17 protein-coding genes are annotated in these 14,928 nt (G+C 67.7%); 8 read left to right on the top strand and 9 right to left on the bottom strand.

Annotation, left to right across the window (positions count from 1 at the left end; genetic code table 11):
• Window positions 1-94: 94 nt before the first annotated feature.
• From ligA to Q8M82_RS11220, 4 genes are all read left to right on the top strand, one after another.
• Entirely contained in the window at window positions 95-2,248 is a 2,154-nt protein-coding gene (ligA, locus tag Q8M82_RS11235) for an NAD-dependent DNA ligase LigA (RefSeq protein WP_305691440.1), read from the top strand.
• Between the two features lie 101 nt (window positions 2,249-2,349).
• The gene (locus Q8M82_RS11230) at window positions 2,350-3,213 is read left to right on the top strand and encodes an AraC family transcriptional regulator (RefSeq protein WP_305691439.1); all 864 of its coding nucleotides are present in this window, start codon (window positions 2,350-2,352) and stop codon (window positions 3,211-3,213) included.
• An 11-nt stretch (window positions 3,214-3,224) separates the two neighbouring features.
• Window positions 3,225-3,932, top strand: coding sequence for an AzlC family ABC transporter permease (locus Q8M82_RS11225; RefSeq protein ID WP_305691438.1), 708 nt, complete (start codon window positions 3,225-3,227; stop codon window positions 3,930-3,932).
• Window positions 3,929-4,228 carry an AzlD family protein gene (locus Q8M82_RS11220; protein ID WP_305691437.1) on the top strand — a complete coding sequence of 100 codons (300 nt, stop codon included), beginning with the start codon at window positions 3,929-3,931 and terminating at the stop codon, window positions 4,226-4,228. The genes Q8M82_RS11225 and Q8M82_RS11220 overlap by 4 nt, the downstream gene beginning before the upstream one ends.
• A 1-nt stretch (window position 4,229) precedes the next feature.
• On the opposite strand, the gene Q8M82_RS11215 is transcribed toward Q8M82_RS11220, so the two are convergent.
• The gene (locus Q8M82_RS11215; protein ID WP_305691436.1) at window positions 4,230-4,907 is read right to left on the bottom strand and encodes a hypothetical protein; all 678 of its coding nucleotides are present in this window, start codon (window positions 4,905-4,907) and stop codon (window positions 4,230-4,232) included.
• Window positions 4,908-4,975: 68 nt separating this feature from the next.
• Window positions 4,976-6,814: an aminopeptidase P family protein gene (locus tag Q8M82_RS11210; protein WP_305691435.1), complete on the bottom strand. Its 1,839-nt coding sequence runs from the start codon at window positions 6,812-6,814 to the stop codon at window positions 4,976-4,978.
• A gap of 302 nt (window positions 6,815-7,116) precedes the next feature.
• Here Q8M82_RS11210 and Q8M82_RS11205 point away from each other — a divergent pair, with 302 nt between their 5' ends.
• Window positions 7,117-7,359, top strand: a complete 243-nt coding sequence (locus Q8M82_RS11205) for a hypothetical protein (RefSeq protein WP_305691434.1) — start codon at window positions 7,117-7,119, stop codon at window positions 7,357-7,359.
• Between the two features lie 82 nt (window positions 7,360-7,441).
• Window positions 7,442-7,570, top strand: coding sequence for a hypothetical protein (locus Q8M82_RS11200; RefSeq protein WP_305691433.1), 129 nt, complete (start codon window positions 7,442-7,444; stop codon window positions 7,568-7,570).
• 164 nt (window positions 7,571-7,734) lie between these two features.
• On the opposite strand, the gene Q8M82_RS11195 is transcribed toward Q8M82_RS11200, so the two are convergent.
• Window positions 7,735-8,682, bottom strand: coding sequence for a 50S ribosomal protein L11 methyltransferase (locus Q8M82_RS11195; RefSeq protein WP_305691432.1), 948 nt, complete (start codon window positions 8,680-8,682; stop codon window positions 7,735-7,737).
• 155 nt (window positions 8,683-8,837) lie between these two features.
• Complete coding sequence (locus Q8M82_RS11190) at window positions 8,838-9,581, bottom strand: SDR family oxidoreductase (RefSeq protein WP_305691431.1); 744 nt, start codon at window positions 9,579-9,581, stop codon at window positions 8,838-8,840.
• Window positions 9,582-9,714: 133 nt separating this feature from the next.
• Between Q8M82_RS11190 and Q8M82_RS11185 the strand changes: the two genes are divergently transcribed.
• A complete protein-coding gene (locus tag Q8M82_RS11185) occupies window positions 9,715-10,101 on the top strand; it encodes a winged helix-turn-helix transcriptional regulator (RefSeq protein ID WP_305691450.1) in 387 nt (128 codons plus the stop codon).
• A 156-nt stretch (window positions 10,102-10,257) separates the two neighbouring features.
• Here Q8M82_RS11185 and Q8M82_RS11180 read toward each other — a convergent pair whose 3' ends face one another.
• From Q8M82_RS11180 to Q8M82_RS11170, 3 genes are read right to left on the bottom strand one after another with little or no spacing between them, the layout of a single operon-like run.
• The gene (locus tag Q8M82_RS11180) at window positions 10,258-10,554 is read right to left on the bottom strand and encodes a type II toxin-antitoxin system HicB family antitoxin (RefSeq protein ID WP_305691430.1); all 297 of its coding nucleotides are present in this window, start codon (window positions 10,552-10,554) and stop codon (window positions 10,258-10,260) included.
• A gap of 4 nt (window positions 10,555-10,558) precedes the next feature.
• A complete protein-coding gene (locus tag Q8M82_RS11175; RefSeq protein ID WP_305691429.1) occupies window positions 10,559-11,203 on the bottom strand; it encodes a hypothetical protein in 645 nt (214 codons plus the stop codon).
• A gap of 5 nt (window positions 11,204-11,208) precedes the next feature.
• Window positions 11,209-13,578, bottom strand: coding sequence for an ATP-dependent helicase (locus Q8M82_RS11170; protein ID WP_305691428.1), 2,370 nt, complete (start codon window positions 13,576-13,578; stop codon window positions 11,209-11,211).
• Between the two features lie 153 nt (window positions 13,579-13,731).
• On the opposite strand from Q8M82_RS11170, the gene Q8M82_RS11165 reads away from it, so the two are divergent.
• Entirely contained in the window at window positions 13,732-14,088 is a 357-nt protein-coding gene (locus tag Q8M82_RS11165) for a hypothetical protein (RefSeq protein ID WP_305691427.1), read from the top strand.
• Window positions 14,089-14,119: 31 nt separating this feature from the next.
• Here the strand turns inward: Q8M82_RS11165 and msrB are convergent, their stop codons facing one another.
• Window positions 14,120-14,548 carry a peptide-methionine (R)-S-oxide reductase MsrB gene (msrB, locus tag Q8M82_RS11160; RefSeq protein WP_305691449.1) on the bottom strand — a complete coding sequence of 143 codons (429 nt, stop codon included), beginning with the start codon at window positions 14,546-14,548 and terminating at the stop codon, window positions 14,120-14,122.
• Between the two features lie 124 nt (window positions 14,549-14,672).
• Window positions 14,673-14,928, bottom strand: a 256-nt coding sequence (locus Q8M82_RS11155; protein WP_305691426.1) for an isocitrate/isopropylmalate family dehydrogenase, incomplete at its 5' end; no start/stop codon positions are given.

The following is a 14,928-nucleotide window of genomic DNA, read 5'->3' as shown; positions in this document are numbered from 1 at the left end:
CGTGTCGCAGGCGGCGAAAACACGAATGCGGGATGAGGCGAAGGGTGATGCTGCTGCCCTTTTTCGACGAAGGCTTCTCGCCTAATGAGGGGCCATGAGCGAGCCCGAAGAGAACCCCGTCGCCGAACTCACCTCCCGCCAGGCCCGGGCCGAGCACAAGCGGCTGGCCGAGGCGGTGGAGGCGGCCGACATCGCCTATCACCAGAACGACGCGCCGGAGATGGACGACGCGGCCTATGACGCGCTGCGGCGCCGGCTGGTGGCGATCGAGGCGGCGTTTCCGGCGCTGAAGGCTTCGTCGGTCAGTGCCAAGGTCGGCGCCAAGGCTTCGGGCAAATTCGCCAGGATTCGCCATCGCGTGCCGATGCTCTCGCTCGACAACGCCTTCACCGACGAGGCCGTAGCGGAGTTCGTTCAACGGGTGCACCGCTTCCTCGGCCGCAAGGACGACGAGCCGATCGCCTTCACCGCCGAGCCCAAGATCGACGGTCTTTCGCTCTCGCTGCGCTATGAAAATGGCGCGCTCGTCCATGCCGCGACGCGCGGCGATGGCGAGGAGGGCGAGGACGTCACGGTCAACGCCCGCACCATCGCCGAGATCCCTCAGACATTGGCAGGGCCGGACGTGCCCACCGTCGCGGAGGTTCGTGGCGAGGTCTATCTCGGCCACGCCGATTTCGCCGGCATCAACGAGCGCCAGCGCGAGAAGGGGCTTCCCGAATTCGCCAATCCGCGCAATGCGGCAGCGGGCTCGCTGCGCCAGCTCGACGCCACGATCACCGCCTCGCGGCCGCTGCGCTTCTTCGCCTATGCCTGGGGCGAGATGCCGGAGCTGCCGGCGCCAACGCAGTGGGGCGTGGTCGAGGCCTTCGCGCGCTGGGGCTTTCGCACCAATCCGTTGATGAAGCGCTGCGAGAGCGTCGAGGCGTTGATTGCGCATTACCGGCTGATCGAGAGCCAGCGCGCCACGCTCGGCTACGACATCGACGGCGTGGTCTACAAGGTCGACGAGCTGAGCTTGCAGGCGCGGCTCGGCTTCGTCTCGCGGGCGCCGCGCTGGGCGATCGCGCATAAATTCCCCGCCGAGCTGGCGACGACGGTGCTGGAGGCGATCGAGATCCAGGTCGGCCGCACCGGCGCGCTCTCGCCGGTGGCGCGCCTGCGCCCCGTCACCGTCGGTGGCGTCGTCGTCACCAATGCGACGCTGCACAATGAGGACTACATTCGCGGCTACGATTCCAAGGGCGAGCGCATCCGCGACGGCGAACCGCCCGACATCCGCGTCGGCGACACGGTGACGGTGAAGCGCGCCGGCGACGTGATCCCGCGGGTGGCGGCGGTCGATCTGTCGAAGCGGCCGGCGGATGCCAAGCCTTATGAGTTCCCGACGATTTGCCCCGCCTGCGGCAGCCATGCGACGCGGGAGATCAATCCGCGCTCCGGCAAGGAGGATGCCGTTCGCCGCTGCACCGGCGGGTTGATCTGCCCGGCGCAGGCGGTCGAGCGGCTGAAGCATTTCGTCTCGCGCGACGCGCTCGACATCGACGGGCTCGGCGACAAGCAGATCGAGTTCTTCCACGGCGACCCCGACCTGCCGGTGAAGGAACCGGCCGACATCTTCACGCTCGCCGCGCGCGACGGCGCCAATCTCAAGAAGCTGAAGGACAAGGAAGGCTTCGGCGCCCAGAGCGTCGCCAAGCTCTTCGCCGCGATCGAGGATCGCCGGACGCCGCCGCTCAACCGCTTCATCTTCGGGCTCGGCATCCGCCATATCGGCGAAACCAATGCGCGCCTGCTGGCGCGGCACTACGGCTCCTTCGAGGCGCTGCGGGCGGCCGGGCTGGCGGCGGCCGACCCGGCCTCGTCCGAGCGGCAGGAACTTGACGCGATCGACGGCGTCGGGCCCACCGTGGTCGAGGCACTGACCGATTTCTTCGGCGAGCCGCATAACGAGGAATTGCTCGACCGGCTGCTGGCGCAGGTAACGCCCCAGCCGCTCGAGGCCGTCGCCTCCGCGAGCCCCGTCGCCGGCAAGATCGTCGTCTTCACCGGCGCGCTCGAGCGCATGACGCGCGACGAGGCCAAGGCGATGGCGGAGCGCCTCGGTGCGAAGGTCGCGGGCTCGGTCTCGTCCAAGACCGACCTGCTGGTGGCGGGACCGGGCGCCGGCTCGAAGCTCAAGGATGCGCAGAAGCATGGCGTCCAGGTGATCGACGAGGCCGGCTGGTTCGATCTGGTCGGGGGTTGAGGCCTTCCCCCGACAGGCCAACCTGGCCCATCGGCGCTGCTGATGCGCCCGATCACTTTTCTTCAAGACGTACCCGGCGCGATCGGGTTTAACCTCGCGCCATGGATCTGATCACGCAGGAACAGGCGCTGGCCGAGACGCCGCTGAAGGCGGGCGAGCGGGCGCATCTCTTCGCCGCGCGCCGTTTCGACGGGCTGGAGTTCCTGGCGGCGACATTCCGCACCCATGCCTATGCGCCCCACGCCCACGACACCTACGCGATCGGGACGATCCTGACCGGCTGCGAAATCTGGCATGCCCGCGGTGAGAGGCTTTATGCCGGCCCTGGCGATCTCGTGATGAACCAGCCGCTCGATGTCCATGACGGGGCGCCGAGCGAGGGCGGCTATCGCTACCGGATGAGCTATCCCGGGCTTGAGCTGATGCGGGAACTGGCGGCTTCGCTGACCGGGCGCGAGAGCGTCGGGACGCCGTTCTTCCGGGAGCCGGTCGTGCATGATCCGGAAGGGGCGGCGCAGTTTGCCGCCGCACATCGGCTGCTGGAGGAGGGCGCGGATGCGCTGGCGGGCGAGGAGGCGCTGCTGCGGGCCTATGCCGCGATGCTGGTGCGCCATGCCGATCTCGGCCCGCGTCCTGTCGGGCGCGAACCCGGCCCGGTCGATCGCGCGCGGGCGCTGATCGAGGCCCGGCATGACGAGGACCTGTCGCTCGCCGAGATCGGCGCCGCGGCCGGCCTGCCGCGGCATCATCTGATCCGCGCCTTCCGGGCCGAGACCGGGCTGACACCGCACGCCTTCCTCGTCGATGTCCGCGTCCGGCGGGCGCGCGAGCGGCTACGGCGGGGCGAGGCGCCCGGCGCGGTCGCGGCCGCCACCGGCTTCTGCGACCAGGCCCATCTCACCCGCGCCTTCAAGGCGCGGGTGGGCGTCACGCCCGGTGCCTTCCGCGCCGCCCATCTCTCCTGAAGGCTTCCCTCATGTCCTCCCTGCGAGACGACGCCCTGCGGGGCTTGCGCGACATTGCGCCCGCCATGCTCGCCGCCGTGCCGATCGCGCTGCTGTTCGGGGCGCTGGCGGCCGGAAGGGGCCTGTCGCCGCTGGAGACGTTTGTGATGGGCGCGCTCGTCTTTGCCGGCGGGGCGCAATTCGCTGCCGTCGAGCTCTGGGCGACGCCGGCGCCGATCGGCGCGATCGTGTTCTCGACGCTGCTGATCAATGCCCGCCATGTGCTGATGAGCGCCTCGCTCGCGCCGAAGCTCGCGGGCTTCTCGCGCGGCCAGACGGCGCTCGGGCTCTACTACATGGCCGACGAGAACTGGGCTCTGGCCGAGAAGCGGGCGCGCACCCATCGCCTGACGCCGGCCTACTGGTTCGGCATGCTCTTGCCCTTCGTCGCCTGCTGGTGCGCGACCTCGACGCTCGGGACGGTGGTCGGTGCCGCGCTGGGCGATCCGCGCCGCTTCGGGGCGGATTTCGCCTTCACGGCTCTGTTCATCGCGCTGGTCGCCGCCTTCTGGAAAGGGCGGGTGACATTCTGGACGGTCGCGGCGGCGGGGCTGGCCTCGGCCCTGACCTATCGGCTCATCGGGCCGCCCTGGCACGTGCTGGCGGGCGCGCTCTTCGGGCTCGCCGCGGCCTGGCTCGCGGCCGGGGATGCCGAGCTGGCCACGGAGGCCCGCCCGTGACGCTCGACCCGCATAACCTCCTCGCCATTTTGGGCATGGCGATCGCGACCTTTGCGACCCGCCTCGCCGGGCTCGCGCTCGCGGGCCGGCTCCAGCTTTCGCCGCGCGCGCAGGCCGCTTTCGACGCGATCCCGCCGGCCGTACTCGTCGCGGTGATCGCGCCGAGCGCGCTCGCCACCGGCTGGCCGGAGACGGTCGCCGCGCTGCTCGCCGCGCTCGCCGCGACGCGCCTGCCGCTGCTCGGCGTGGTGGCGGTTGGCGTCGCCGCGGTGGTGGCGTTGCGGGCGCTGGCCTGACTCAATCGCGGATGATGGGATTGACCGCGATCACCATGCCCTGGCCGCTTACGGCCAGGTTGTAGCTGCGCGACAGGGCTGCCTTGAGCTGCGGCTCGGCGACGGCGATCTTGGCCTTGATGTCGGCGGAGGCGCCGGCGTCCGTCTTCTGCCGGAGCACGATGTCGCCGGTCTTGAGCGAGAGGATCTGGTAGCGGGCCCAGTTCTCGCGCGAGATGTTCCGGCGCCAATGGCTGCAGTCGCGCTTGAAGGCCCGGTCGGCGAAGAGCGTCTCGGCCTCCTGATAGCTGATGCTGCGATCGACGACATTGGTCAGCTTGTACTCGAAATGGTCGCTGAAATTGCCGCTGAGGCCGAGATTGACGAAGATGTTCTTGATGCCGCTCACGGCGCCGCTCGCCTCGAGCTTGAAGCTCAGATCGAGGTCCGACTGCCTCGCATCGACCGGCAGCACGGCGTAGCGCGCCAGATCGACCTCGCAGAGACGCTCCAGATTGATGGGGCGGGACCGGTCCTCGGTCGCCTGTTCGCGGGCGAAATAGAGCGAGCCGACATTGATGCCGGCGCGGGCGGGTCGAAGTTCGCGGCCCCCGGTGGGCTGACTGAGATCGATCGGCGGCGATGTCGCGCAGCCGGCCGCCAGAAGTCCGCATGCGATCGATAGGAAATGCCTGGTCATGGTCGCCCCCGCCCGAGAATGGCAGGGAGGATAATGCTACCTTAGGTTGTGTCAATTCCGATTTTCGCTTAAAGCGGTAGGCAGGCCCTTTCCAGCCACGCCTTCGCCTCGCCCTCGACCAGGCCTGCGACCTGGCTCCAGACTTGCGCGTGATAGGCGTCGATCCAAGCGATCTCGCCGGCGTCGAGCAAGGCGAGGTCGATCAGCGCGCGCTCATAGGGGCACCACGTGATGGTCTCGAAGCCGTAGATGGTGCGATCGCCGCCCGGGATGGTCCGCTCCTCGACCACGATCAGGTTCTCGATACGGATGCCGTAATGGCCTTCCTTGTAGTAGCCGGGCTCATTGGAGAGGATCATGCCGGGCTCCAGCGGCGTGGTGCCGAGCTTCGAGATGCGCTGCGGCCCCTCATGCACCGAGAGATAGCTGCCGACGCCATGACCGGTGCCATGGTCGAAATCGAACCCCGCCTGCCAGAGCGGCAGCCGCGCCAGCGCATCGAGCTGGGCGCCCGAGGTGCCCTTGACGAAGAGCGCCCGCGAGATCGCGATATGGCCCTTGAGTACGCGGGTGTAGCGGTCGCGCATCTCGGCGCTGGGCTCGCCGATCGCCATGGTGCGGGTGATGTCGGTGGTGCCGTCCTCGTACTGGCCGCCCGAGTCGACCAGCAGGATGCCGGGCTCGATGCGGCGGTTGCTCGCCTGCGTGACGCGGTAATGCGGCAAGGCGGCGTTGGGGCCGGCGCCGGCGATGGTGGTGAAGGAGACGTCCCTGAGCAGGCCGGTCTTCAGCCGCTCGGCCTCGAGCGCCGCGACCGCGTCGATCTCGGTCAGCCCGCCCTTGGGCGCCTCGCGCGCGATCCAGGACAGGAAGCGCACCATCGCGGCGCCGTCGCGCAAATGGGCGGCGCGGGCACCGGCGAGTTCAGCCTCGTTCTTGCGGGCCTTCATCAGGGCGATCGGGTCCGGACCGGCATCGGGCGTGCCGCCGGCCTCGCGGATCAGCGTGGCGAGCGCCGAGGCGGCGGTCGTCGCGTCGAGCCTGACTTTGGCGCCGGCTGCGCCCAGCGCCGTGAGCTGCGTAGCCAGCGCAGCGGGGGGCGCGATCTCGCCGACGGCGCCGATCGCGTCCCCCGCCTCGTTGGTGATCTTCTCGGGTGCCAGGAAGACCGTGGGGCGGCCTTCGCGCGGGACGATCGCGTAGCCCAGCGGTAGGGGCGTGTGCTCGACATCGCCGCCGCGGATGTTGAAGGTCCAGGCCAGCGCATGCGGATCGGAGACGACCAGCGCATCGACCTTGGCCCTGGTCAGCGCCTCCTGGATGCGGGCGAGCTTGCCGGCGGCGTCCTCCCCGGCGAAATCGCCGCGATGGGCCTTCACGGGCGCGGCCGGGGGCGCCGGCCTGTCGCGCCAGATCGCATCGACCGGGTTCTCCGACAGTGCGACGAGCGAACCGCCGGCCGCGACCGCCGCCTTCTCCAGCTTCGCGACGCCGTCGACCGTGTGCAGCCAGGGATCGTAGCCGAGCAGCCCGCCGGCGGGCAGGTTCTGCTCGACCCAGCGGTCGAGCGGCATCTCCTCCATGCGGGTCGGCGTGACGATGGTAGTGTCGGTCTGCTCCTGGGATTGGATGGTGTAGCGGCCATCGACGATCAGCGCCGCGCGGTCGGCAAGAATGATGGCGTTGCCGGCGGAGCCGGTGAAGCCGGTCAGCCAGGCAAGGCGGGCCATGTGGGCGGGGACGTATTCGCCCTGATGCTCGTCGGCGCGCGGCACGATGAAACCAGCCAGGCCCTGCCTTGTGAGTTCGCGCCGCAACGCCGCGACACGCGGCGCGACCTGCGAGGGATCCGTCGGCTCGGAGAAGGTCTGGAAGCGGCAGGTCGGGAGGGCAGGCGATTCGGGCATCGGCGGGGTCCGGTGGGGCTTTGCGTCATCGTCGCGGCTGCTGGCGGCGAAGGCGAGTCGAAATGGTGCTGCGCGATGCGCGACGCCATCTGAAAAACCCGCCGCAAAAGCGGGCTTCTGCCACATCGTTATGCGAATTCGTCAATCGTTAATGAAAACCCGCGTTTCTCATGCGTCAGATGCATATCTCGCATCTGCGAAATCACCTTTTCGCAAGTGCGAAGACGTACCACTTTGGTCGCATAAGAGAACGAGGAAGCGACCGGGACTGTCCTTCGTTTCGATTGAGGAGATGGATCCCCATGACCTATGTGCTGAACGACACCGCCGTACTGCCCGCGACCGAGGTCCAGACAACCGCGAAGACCTCCGAAGGTCCCGGCTTCTGGCAGCGCCTTTATGCCGCGATGATCGAGAGCCGCCGCCGCTCCGCCCTGCGCGAGCTGCGTGCCCACAGCTTTCGCGTCAACGAGGCCGGCCTGATGCTCGGCGGTCTCGCCGCCACCTCGCTGGCGACCGACGAGGCCCTGCCGTTCAACCGGTGAGCCGCGCCCGTCCGGCGTATGACGCGCCGGAGCCTTCCCGAATTCAGCGCCGCACACCCGGCGCCTTCCAAGGACGAAAACCATGATCGCCATCATCAAGCATGTCTACGAGACCATCGTCGACGCCGTGAAGTTCACCTCCGCCGTCTGGCACGACGCCCGCTCCATGCAGGCGGAGGCGGAAGCCAAGTACGGCCATATCGGCTTCTGATCGCGATCCTTCGCGATGCTGGCCGCCTGACGCGACGTCCTGCGCTTCCGGTGCTCACGGACTTGATGTCCGCTCCGCTCCGGTTCTCGCGTGGCGCGCCATACGCCACGGCCTAGCGAAGGATCACTCCGTCCCTCGCGGCGGCAGGTGAAGGGCTTTCCGGATTATCGAAGGTGGCGTGGCCTCGGGGCTGCGCCGCCTTTTTTCATGACCAGCGTCGCCCAGCCCTCGCGCGGCGACTTGCGGGCGAGATAAAGGCCCTGGTGCCGGTAGGTCGAGACGACGCCGGCGACATCCATCTCGAGCAGGCCCGAGAGGATCACCGTGCCATCATCCGTCAGCACGCGGGCGATCGAGGGAGCGAGGCGCTTCAGCGGGCCTGCCAGGATGTTGGCGAAGACGAGGTCGAAATGGCGCGGCCGGTCAGCCTTGGCGTGGCGCAGGCCCGGCGCGACATAGAGATCGAGCGCGTGCGGGGCGTGATTGACGCGGGCATTGTGCGCCGCGACCTCGACTGCGATGGCGTCGATGTCGCCGGCGACGACCTTGCGCTTCGTCTGCTTGGCCAGCGCCAGCGCCAGGATACCGGTGCCGGTGCCGACATCGATCGCGTTGCGCGGGCGGCGGCGCTTCAGTTCGGCGTCGAGCGCGAGCAGGCAGCCGGCCGTGGTGCCGTGATGCCCCGTGCCGAAGGCGAGCGCGGCGGGGATCTCGATGCCGATATCGTTGATGCGCACCGCGTCGCGGTCGTGATCGCCATGGACGAGGACGCGGCCGGCGCGGACGGGCTTCAGCCCGTCCAGGCTGGCCGCGACCCAATCCTGCTGGTTGACCGTCTCGAACGGCGTGGAATCGATGCTGTCGCCGACGATCGGCCGCAGCATGTCGCGCACGGCCTCCTCGTCGGGATGAACCGCGAAATAGATCTCGACCTTCCAGGGCGCGTTCAGAGACAGCGTGGTGACGCCGGTCTCGATCTCGAAGGCCGAGATCGCGGTTTCGGTGGGGTCGAAGACCTCGCCCAGCAGCTCGGTCAGCGCGCGCGCCTTTTCGCCGCTGGTCGAGAGTTCGAGGACGGTCGCGACCGTGGAGGGGAGGAGGCCTTCGCGCATGCCGGCGGGATAGCAGGCGCGGCCGCGGTTGTCATGGCCCGCCGTGCGGGACGCGGCGTCATGGTCGGGCTTGACCCGACCATCTCGGAAACCAGTGCCTTCTGGTTTGCGTCATTCTCGGGTCAAGCCCGAGAATGACGCGTGGTCCTTGCCGATCAGTGCCGGCTGTTCACCATCGCGAAGACGTCGGCGAAATTGCCGTTCTCTGCTGCGAAGCGCAGCGGCTTGCAGCGCTCGACGATGATCTCGCCATCCGCGGGTGCGGCTTCGAGCAGTGCCATCACCTCGGAGGTGAAATCGGCCAGCGGCATGGCCTCGGGGTCGGTCGCTTGCTGCGGGCCGAGCAGTTCGGTCTGGACATAAGGCGGCGCGATCTCGACGACCTCGACCCCCGTGTCCTTGAGCTGATGGCGCAGCGCCATCGACCAGGAATGGATCGCCGCCTTGGTCGCGGAATAGGACGGGGTCGCCGCCAGCGGCACGAAGGCGAGCCCCGAGGAGACGGTGACGATCGAAGCGCGCGGCTGTGCCTTGAGATGCGGCAGCAGCGCCGCCGTCAGCCGGATCGGGCCGAGCAGATTGGTGGCGACCGTCTCCTCGGCGATGGCGAGGTCGACATGGCTTTCCGGCCTCATGATGCCGGCATTGTGGATGACGACGTTCAGGGCCGGAAAGCGCGTGACGGCCTCACCGGCGAAAGCTGCGATGTCCGCCTTGTCCTGAATGTCGAGCAGCATCGATGCCATGCCGGGATTGGCCTGGGTGACTTCGTCGAGCACGCTCTCGCGGCGGCCGGCGATGATGACGGTGTTGCCCTTGGCGTGCAGCGCTTCGGCCAGGGCGCGTCCGATGCCGCTGCCGCCGCCGGTGATGAGGATGGTGTTGCCGGTGATGTTCATCGCAAGGCCCTTTCTCGGTTGCGTCCGACACAGCTAGGGCCGATGCTCTCCGATCGAAAGAAGGCACCTGAAAGTGCCATAGGCACCCAAAGGAGAGCGTCGCATGCAGATGATCCGCAAGGCCGTGGAGGCGATGCGCGAGCAGGGCCGGCTGGTCCACCCCGAGGTCGCGCCGGAGGTCGAGGCGCTGGTACGGGACGTGATCGGCCAGGTCGCCGACAAGTGGACCATGCTGATCCTGGAGGCGCTGGAGGAGCACGGCACGCTGCGCTTCCGCCAGATCGGGCGGATCGTCGGCGGCATCAGCCAGAAGATGCTGACCAAGACGCTGCGTCAGATGGAATGCGACGGGCTGATCACCCGCAAGGTCCACCCGGTCATCCCGCCGCATGTCGACTACACGTTGACCGAGATCGGCCGCGAACTGACGGCGGCGTTCTGCGGGGTCTGGGTCTGGGCGGAGACCTATCACGCGCAGGTCGAGGCGGCGCGGCGGGCGTTCAAGGTTAGGGAGGGGTGAGGGGGCTCGACCGTTGTCAAACCCGCGCCGTCATCCCGGGCAAGCGCAGCGCAGACCCGGGATCCATGCCGGAACGCCTATCGGACAAGTTCAGGCATGGATCCCGGATCGGCGCCGCTTCGCGGCTTGTCCGGGATGACAGAGAGGTCTGTCCGATTATTCGGCGGCCGGTTGAAAGGCCACGTCCGGAGCCGGTATCAGCGCGATGGCATATTTCGCCATTTCGGCAGCGACTTCGGGATCAGTTTTGAGTTCACTCGGCGTGCGGGCTCGCGGAACAGCGCGGCCGTCGCTCTCGATGTCCTCGAACCAGAGCGCGACGGCCTCGGACGCGTTGGACATCGCTTCGTCGAGCGTGTCGCCGGCCGAGAAGCACCCGGGCAGATCCGGGAACCAGACGCCGACCGCGAAATCGGGGCCCGCGTCCTCGATGAAGGCGACGTAGTGGGTCATGCCGTCATACTGCCGAGCGATCAAAAAACTCTGGAAACTCGCACGCGCAACCCTCTGCCAACTTCTTCAAGAGGCAGTCAGGGTTTTGTCCTTCCTCATGGCTTGCGACGTCAAGATAAACATTTGCGCCGGCGCTGTTCTTGGCGAATATGATCCAATCGCCTGTCATCCGACGTGCATAGGACCGATCCAGCAAACCCTCAATCATTACTCGATGGGCAATAATGCCGGGCCAAACATCCGGCTGATCGCCATGATTAGCCGCTACCTCTTGGATCATCTTGTCGAGGTCACGGTTCCCTTCGACGGTTAGACCCCAACGCTCACCAATATTGCGAAGCGTATGTTCTGGCGTTGAAAAATGTTTGTGCCAGAGACCCCGGAGAGGAAGCTTTCTAAAAGGCTTTGCAGGCTTTGTATTGCCTGGGTGACGCAAGCCCTCTAGCGCCTCTAGTTCCTCCCGCACATAATGGGCGATGGCGCGGCATTCTTCGAACAATGAGAGGCGAGCGCACATCGCGAAGCTAATTCTGGGCCAGTAAGGCGCGTCATTTGTGAAGTGTCTCTTAAACGCAGTAATATCTTCTCGATCCAAGCTTACGCGCTTCAGGCCGGCAGCATCTTCTCCAACGACGCCCGGCACTGTCATGCACGTCACCCCGCCTTCTGCACGAAACTGTCCAGCACCATCTTCCGCCCGGCCTTGTCGAAATCCACCGTCAGCTTGTTGCCATCGACGGAGGCCACGGAGCCGGGGCCGAATTTGACGTGGAAGACGCGGGCGCCTTCGTCATAGGCCGATGTGCCCGAGGACTTCGCGGTGAGTTCGCCCTCGATCAGGAGGGGGCCGCGCTGGCGGGTGTTGCCGAAGCTGCTGCCGCCGAAGCCGCTGCCGCTCTCCGAGAAGCCCGAGCCGCCGCGGGCCTTGTTCTCCTGGGCGCGCTGCCAGCCGGGCGTGTTGTAGGAGGAGCCGAAGCTTTCCATCCGGTCGAAGCGCGAGGCGCCGTAGCCGCCCTGCGAATAGTTCGAGGCCGCCTGCACGACCTCGACATGCTCCTCCGGAAGCTCGTCGATGAAGCGCGAGGGCAGGCTCGACTGCCAGAGCCCGTGGATACGGCGGTTGGAAGCGAAATAGAGTTTCAGCCGCTTGCGCGCGCGCGTCAGCCCGACATGGGCGAGGCGGCGCTCTTCCTCGAGGCCGGCGCGGCCGCTCTCGTCCAGCGCGCGCTGGTTGGGGAAGAGGCCTTCCTCCCAGCCGGGCAGGAAGACGGTGTCGAATTCCAGACCCTTGGCGCCATGCAGCGTCATGATCGAGACGCGCTCGGCGCTGTCGCCGCTATCGGCGTCCATCACCAGCGAGACGTGTTCGAGGAAGGACGGCAGGTCAGGGAACTCGTCGAGCGAGCGCACCAATTCCTTCAGGTTTTCGAGCCGTCCCGCAGCATCGGCCGAGCGGTCCTTCTGCCACATCTCGGTGTAGCCGCTCTCTTCCAGCACGAGTTCGGCGAGCTCGCCTTGGGGCATGTGCTCGGCGCGCTGCGACCAGCGGCCGAAGGCCTCGACCAGTTCGCGCAGGCTCGTGCGGGCCTTGGGCTTGAGTTCGTCGCTCTCGACGATGGCGCGGGCCGATTGCAGCAGCGAGAACCCGGTCGCGCGGGCGTGGTTGTGCAGGATCTGGATGGTGGCGTCGCCCAGGCCGCGCTTGGGCACGTTGACGATGCGCTCGAAGGCGAGGTCGTCGGTGGGCGAGACGACGCAGCGCAGATAGGCCATGGCGTCGCGGATCTCGGCGCGCTCATAGAAGCGCGGGCCGCCGATGACGCGGTAGGGCACGCCGGTCTGGACGAAGCGCTCCTCCAGCTCGCGCATCTGGGCGGAGATGCGCACCAGCACGGCGATCTCGGCGAGGTTGTTACCCTTGAGCTGCATCGCCTCGATCTCGTCGGTGATCAGGCGGGCTTCTTCCTGGCTGTCCCAGGCACCGGTGATGGTGACCTTCTCGCCGAGTTCGTCCTCGGTGCGCAGCGTCTTGCCCAGCCGGGTCTCGTTGCGGGCGATCAGCTTGGAGGCGGTGGCGAGGATATGGCCGGTCGAGCGGTAGTTGCGCTCCAGCCGGATCACGGTCGCGCCGGGGAAATCGTGCTCGAAGCGCAGGATGTTGTCGACCTCGGCGCCGCGCCAGCCATAGATCGACTGGTCGTCGTCGCCGACGCAGGCGATGTTGCGGCGGCCCTGGGCGAGCAGACGCAGCCAAAGATACTGCGCCGTGTTGGTGTCCTGATACTCGTCGACGAGGATGTAGCGGAAGCGCTCGTGATAGGTTGCGAGCACATCGGCATGCTCCCGGAACAGCGTCAGGCAGTGCAGCAGCAGGTCGCCGAAATCCACCGCATTCAGCGTCTTCAGCCGGTCCTGATAGGCGGCATAGAGCTTGCCGCCCTTGCCGTTGGCGAAGACGGCGGCCTCGCCCGGCGCGACGTCCTTCGGAGCCAGCCCGCGGTTCTTCCAGGAATCGATGAAGCCGGAGAGCATGCGCGCCGGCCAGCGCTTCTCGTCGATGCCCTCGGCCTGGATCACCTGTTTCATCAGGCGGATCTGGTCGTCGGTATCGAGGATCGTGAAGTCGCTGCGCAGATCCAGCAGTTCGGCGTGGCGGCGCAGGATCTTGGCGGAGATCGAGTGGAACGTGCCCAGCCAAGGCATGCCCTCGGCGACCGCCCCGACGAGATGACTGACGCGCTCCTTCATCTCGCGCGCGGCCTTGTTGGTGAAGGTCACCGAGAGGATCTGCGAGGGAAAGGCGCGGTTGGTGGCGATCAGATGGGCGATGCGGGTGGTCAGCACGCGGGTCTTGCCGGTGCCGGCGCCGGCCAGCACCAGCACGGGGCCGTCGGTCGCCTCGACCGCCTGGCGCTGCTCCGGGTTCAGCCCCGAGAGATAGCCGGCCGCGGGCGCGGCCTGCGCGCGCGCGGCGAGGCCGCCGGGGCGGGGCAGGGGGGCGGAGGTGATGCTGTGGTCTGACAAGATCGGCGCTGCTCGTGCGTGATTCGTTCACGGTCAATATAGGGGCAGGCCGTCGCGATTGCGCCCTCGCGCCGCGACTTTCAGCCGTTCCGGGTCGGCTTGGCGAAAGGGCCGGCCTGGGGCATCGTCGGCATCAGCCCAGACGAGGATTTCATGCGCCGTCCCGAGACCATCCTGCTGCGCCTCGCCGCCCTTGTCCTGCTCGCGGCTCCGCTGGCGGCCAGCGCCCAGACGCGCCCGGCCCCCGATCCGCTGGCCGATTGCGAGCGCTTCGCGCTGGCCGAGTCGAAGCGCGACGGCGGCACGCTGAAAGCGGTGCGGATCGAGCGTGGCGACAGCCTGATCGAAAACCGCTTCGACAAAAAGATCGGCGGGCAGCACGTCGCGACCGAATACATCGCTTTCGCCGCTGTCGAGGATGCCGGGGGCAAGCGCCGCGCGCGGGTGGTGTGCCTTCACGCGGGTACGCCGGCCAACCGGGCGGTCTACTGGGTCGAGATCCCCAAGTAAGGCGCGGCTTGGGCCGCGCCCCGGTGGGCTGTCAGGCAGCGGGCTCGAAGTTCATCGCGACGCCGTTGATGCAGTAGCGCAGGCCCGTCGGGGGCGGGCCGTCCGGGAAGACATGGCCGAGATGGCCGCCGCAATTGGCGCAATGGACCTCGGTGCGGACCATGCCGAACTTGCGATCCTCGGTGGTGCCGACGGCACCTTCCAGCGGCTCGTTGAAGCTCGGCCAGCCGGTGCCGCTCTCGAATTTGGTGAGGTTGCGGAAGAGCGGCTGGTCGCAGCCGGCGCAGGAGAAGGTGCCGGGGCGCTTCTCGTAGTTCAGGGCGCAGGAGCCTGGACGCTCGGTGCCGTGGCCGCGCAGCACGTTGTACTGCTCCGGCGTCAGCCTCGCCCGCCATTCGGCGTCGCTGAGCTCGTAGGGGAAGTGCTCCTGGGGCGCCTGGCTGCCGCCGAACATGCTCATCAGTCCCATTCCCGCTCTCCCTTTCGCGCGTTCCAGTGTCATCCGTTCGCGCAGGATATGGGGAGCGGGTGAGCGATTGTCAGCAGCGCCGGGCGTGCGGCAGGGTCACGATGGCGTTGACGGCTCAGGCGTTGTCGCCGGCGATCGCGGCGATGACGGCGTCCGTGACCTCTCGCGTCGTCGCCTTGCCGCCGAGATCTGGCGTATGGAAGGCCGGGTCGGCCGTCACCCGCTCGATCGCGCGCATCAGCCGGGCCGAAGCCGCGGGCTCGCCGAGATGATCGAGCATCATCGTCGCCGTCCAGAAGGTGCCGATCGGGTTGGCGATGCCCTTGCCCGCGATGTCGAAGGCCGAGCCATGGATCGGCTCGAACATCGAG

Source organism: Allobosea sp. (genome assembly GCF_030694325.1).
Lineage (GTDB): Bacteria > Pseudomonadota > Alphaproteobacteria > Rhizobiales > Beijerinckiaceae > Allobosea.
This window is presented reverse-complemented; position numbering and strand designations above follow the sequence as displayed.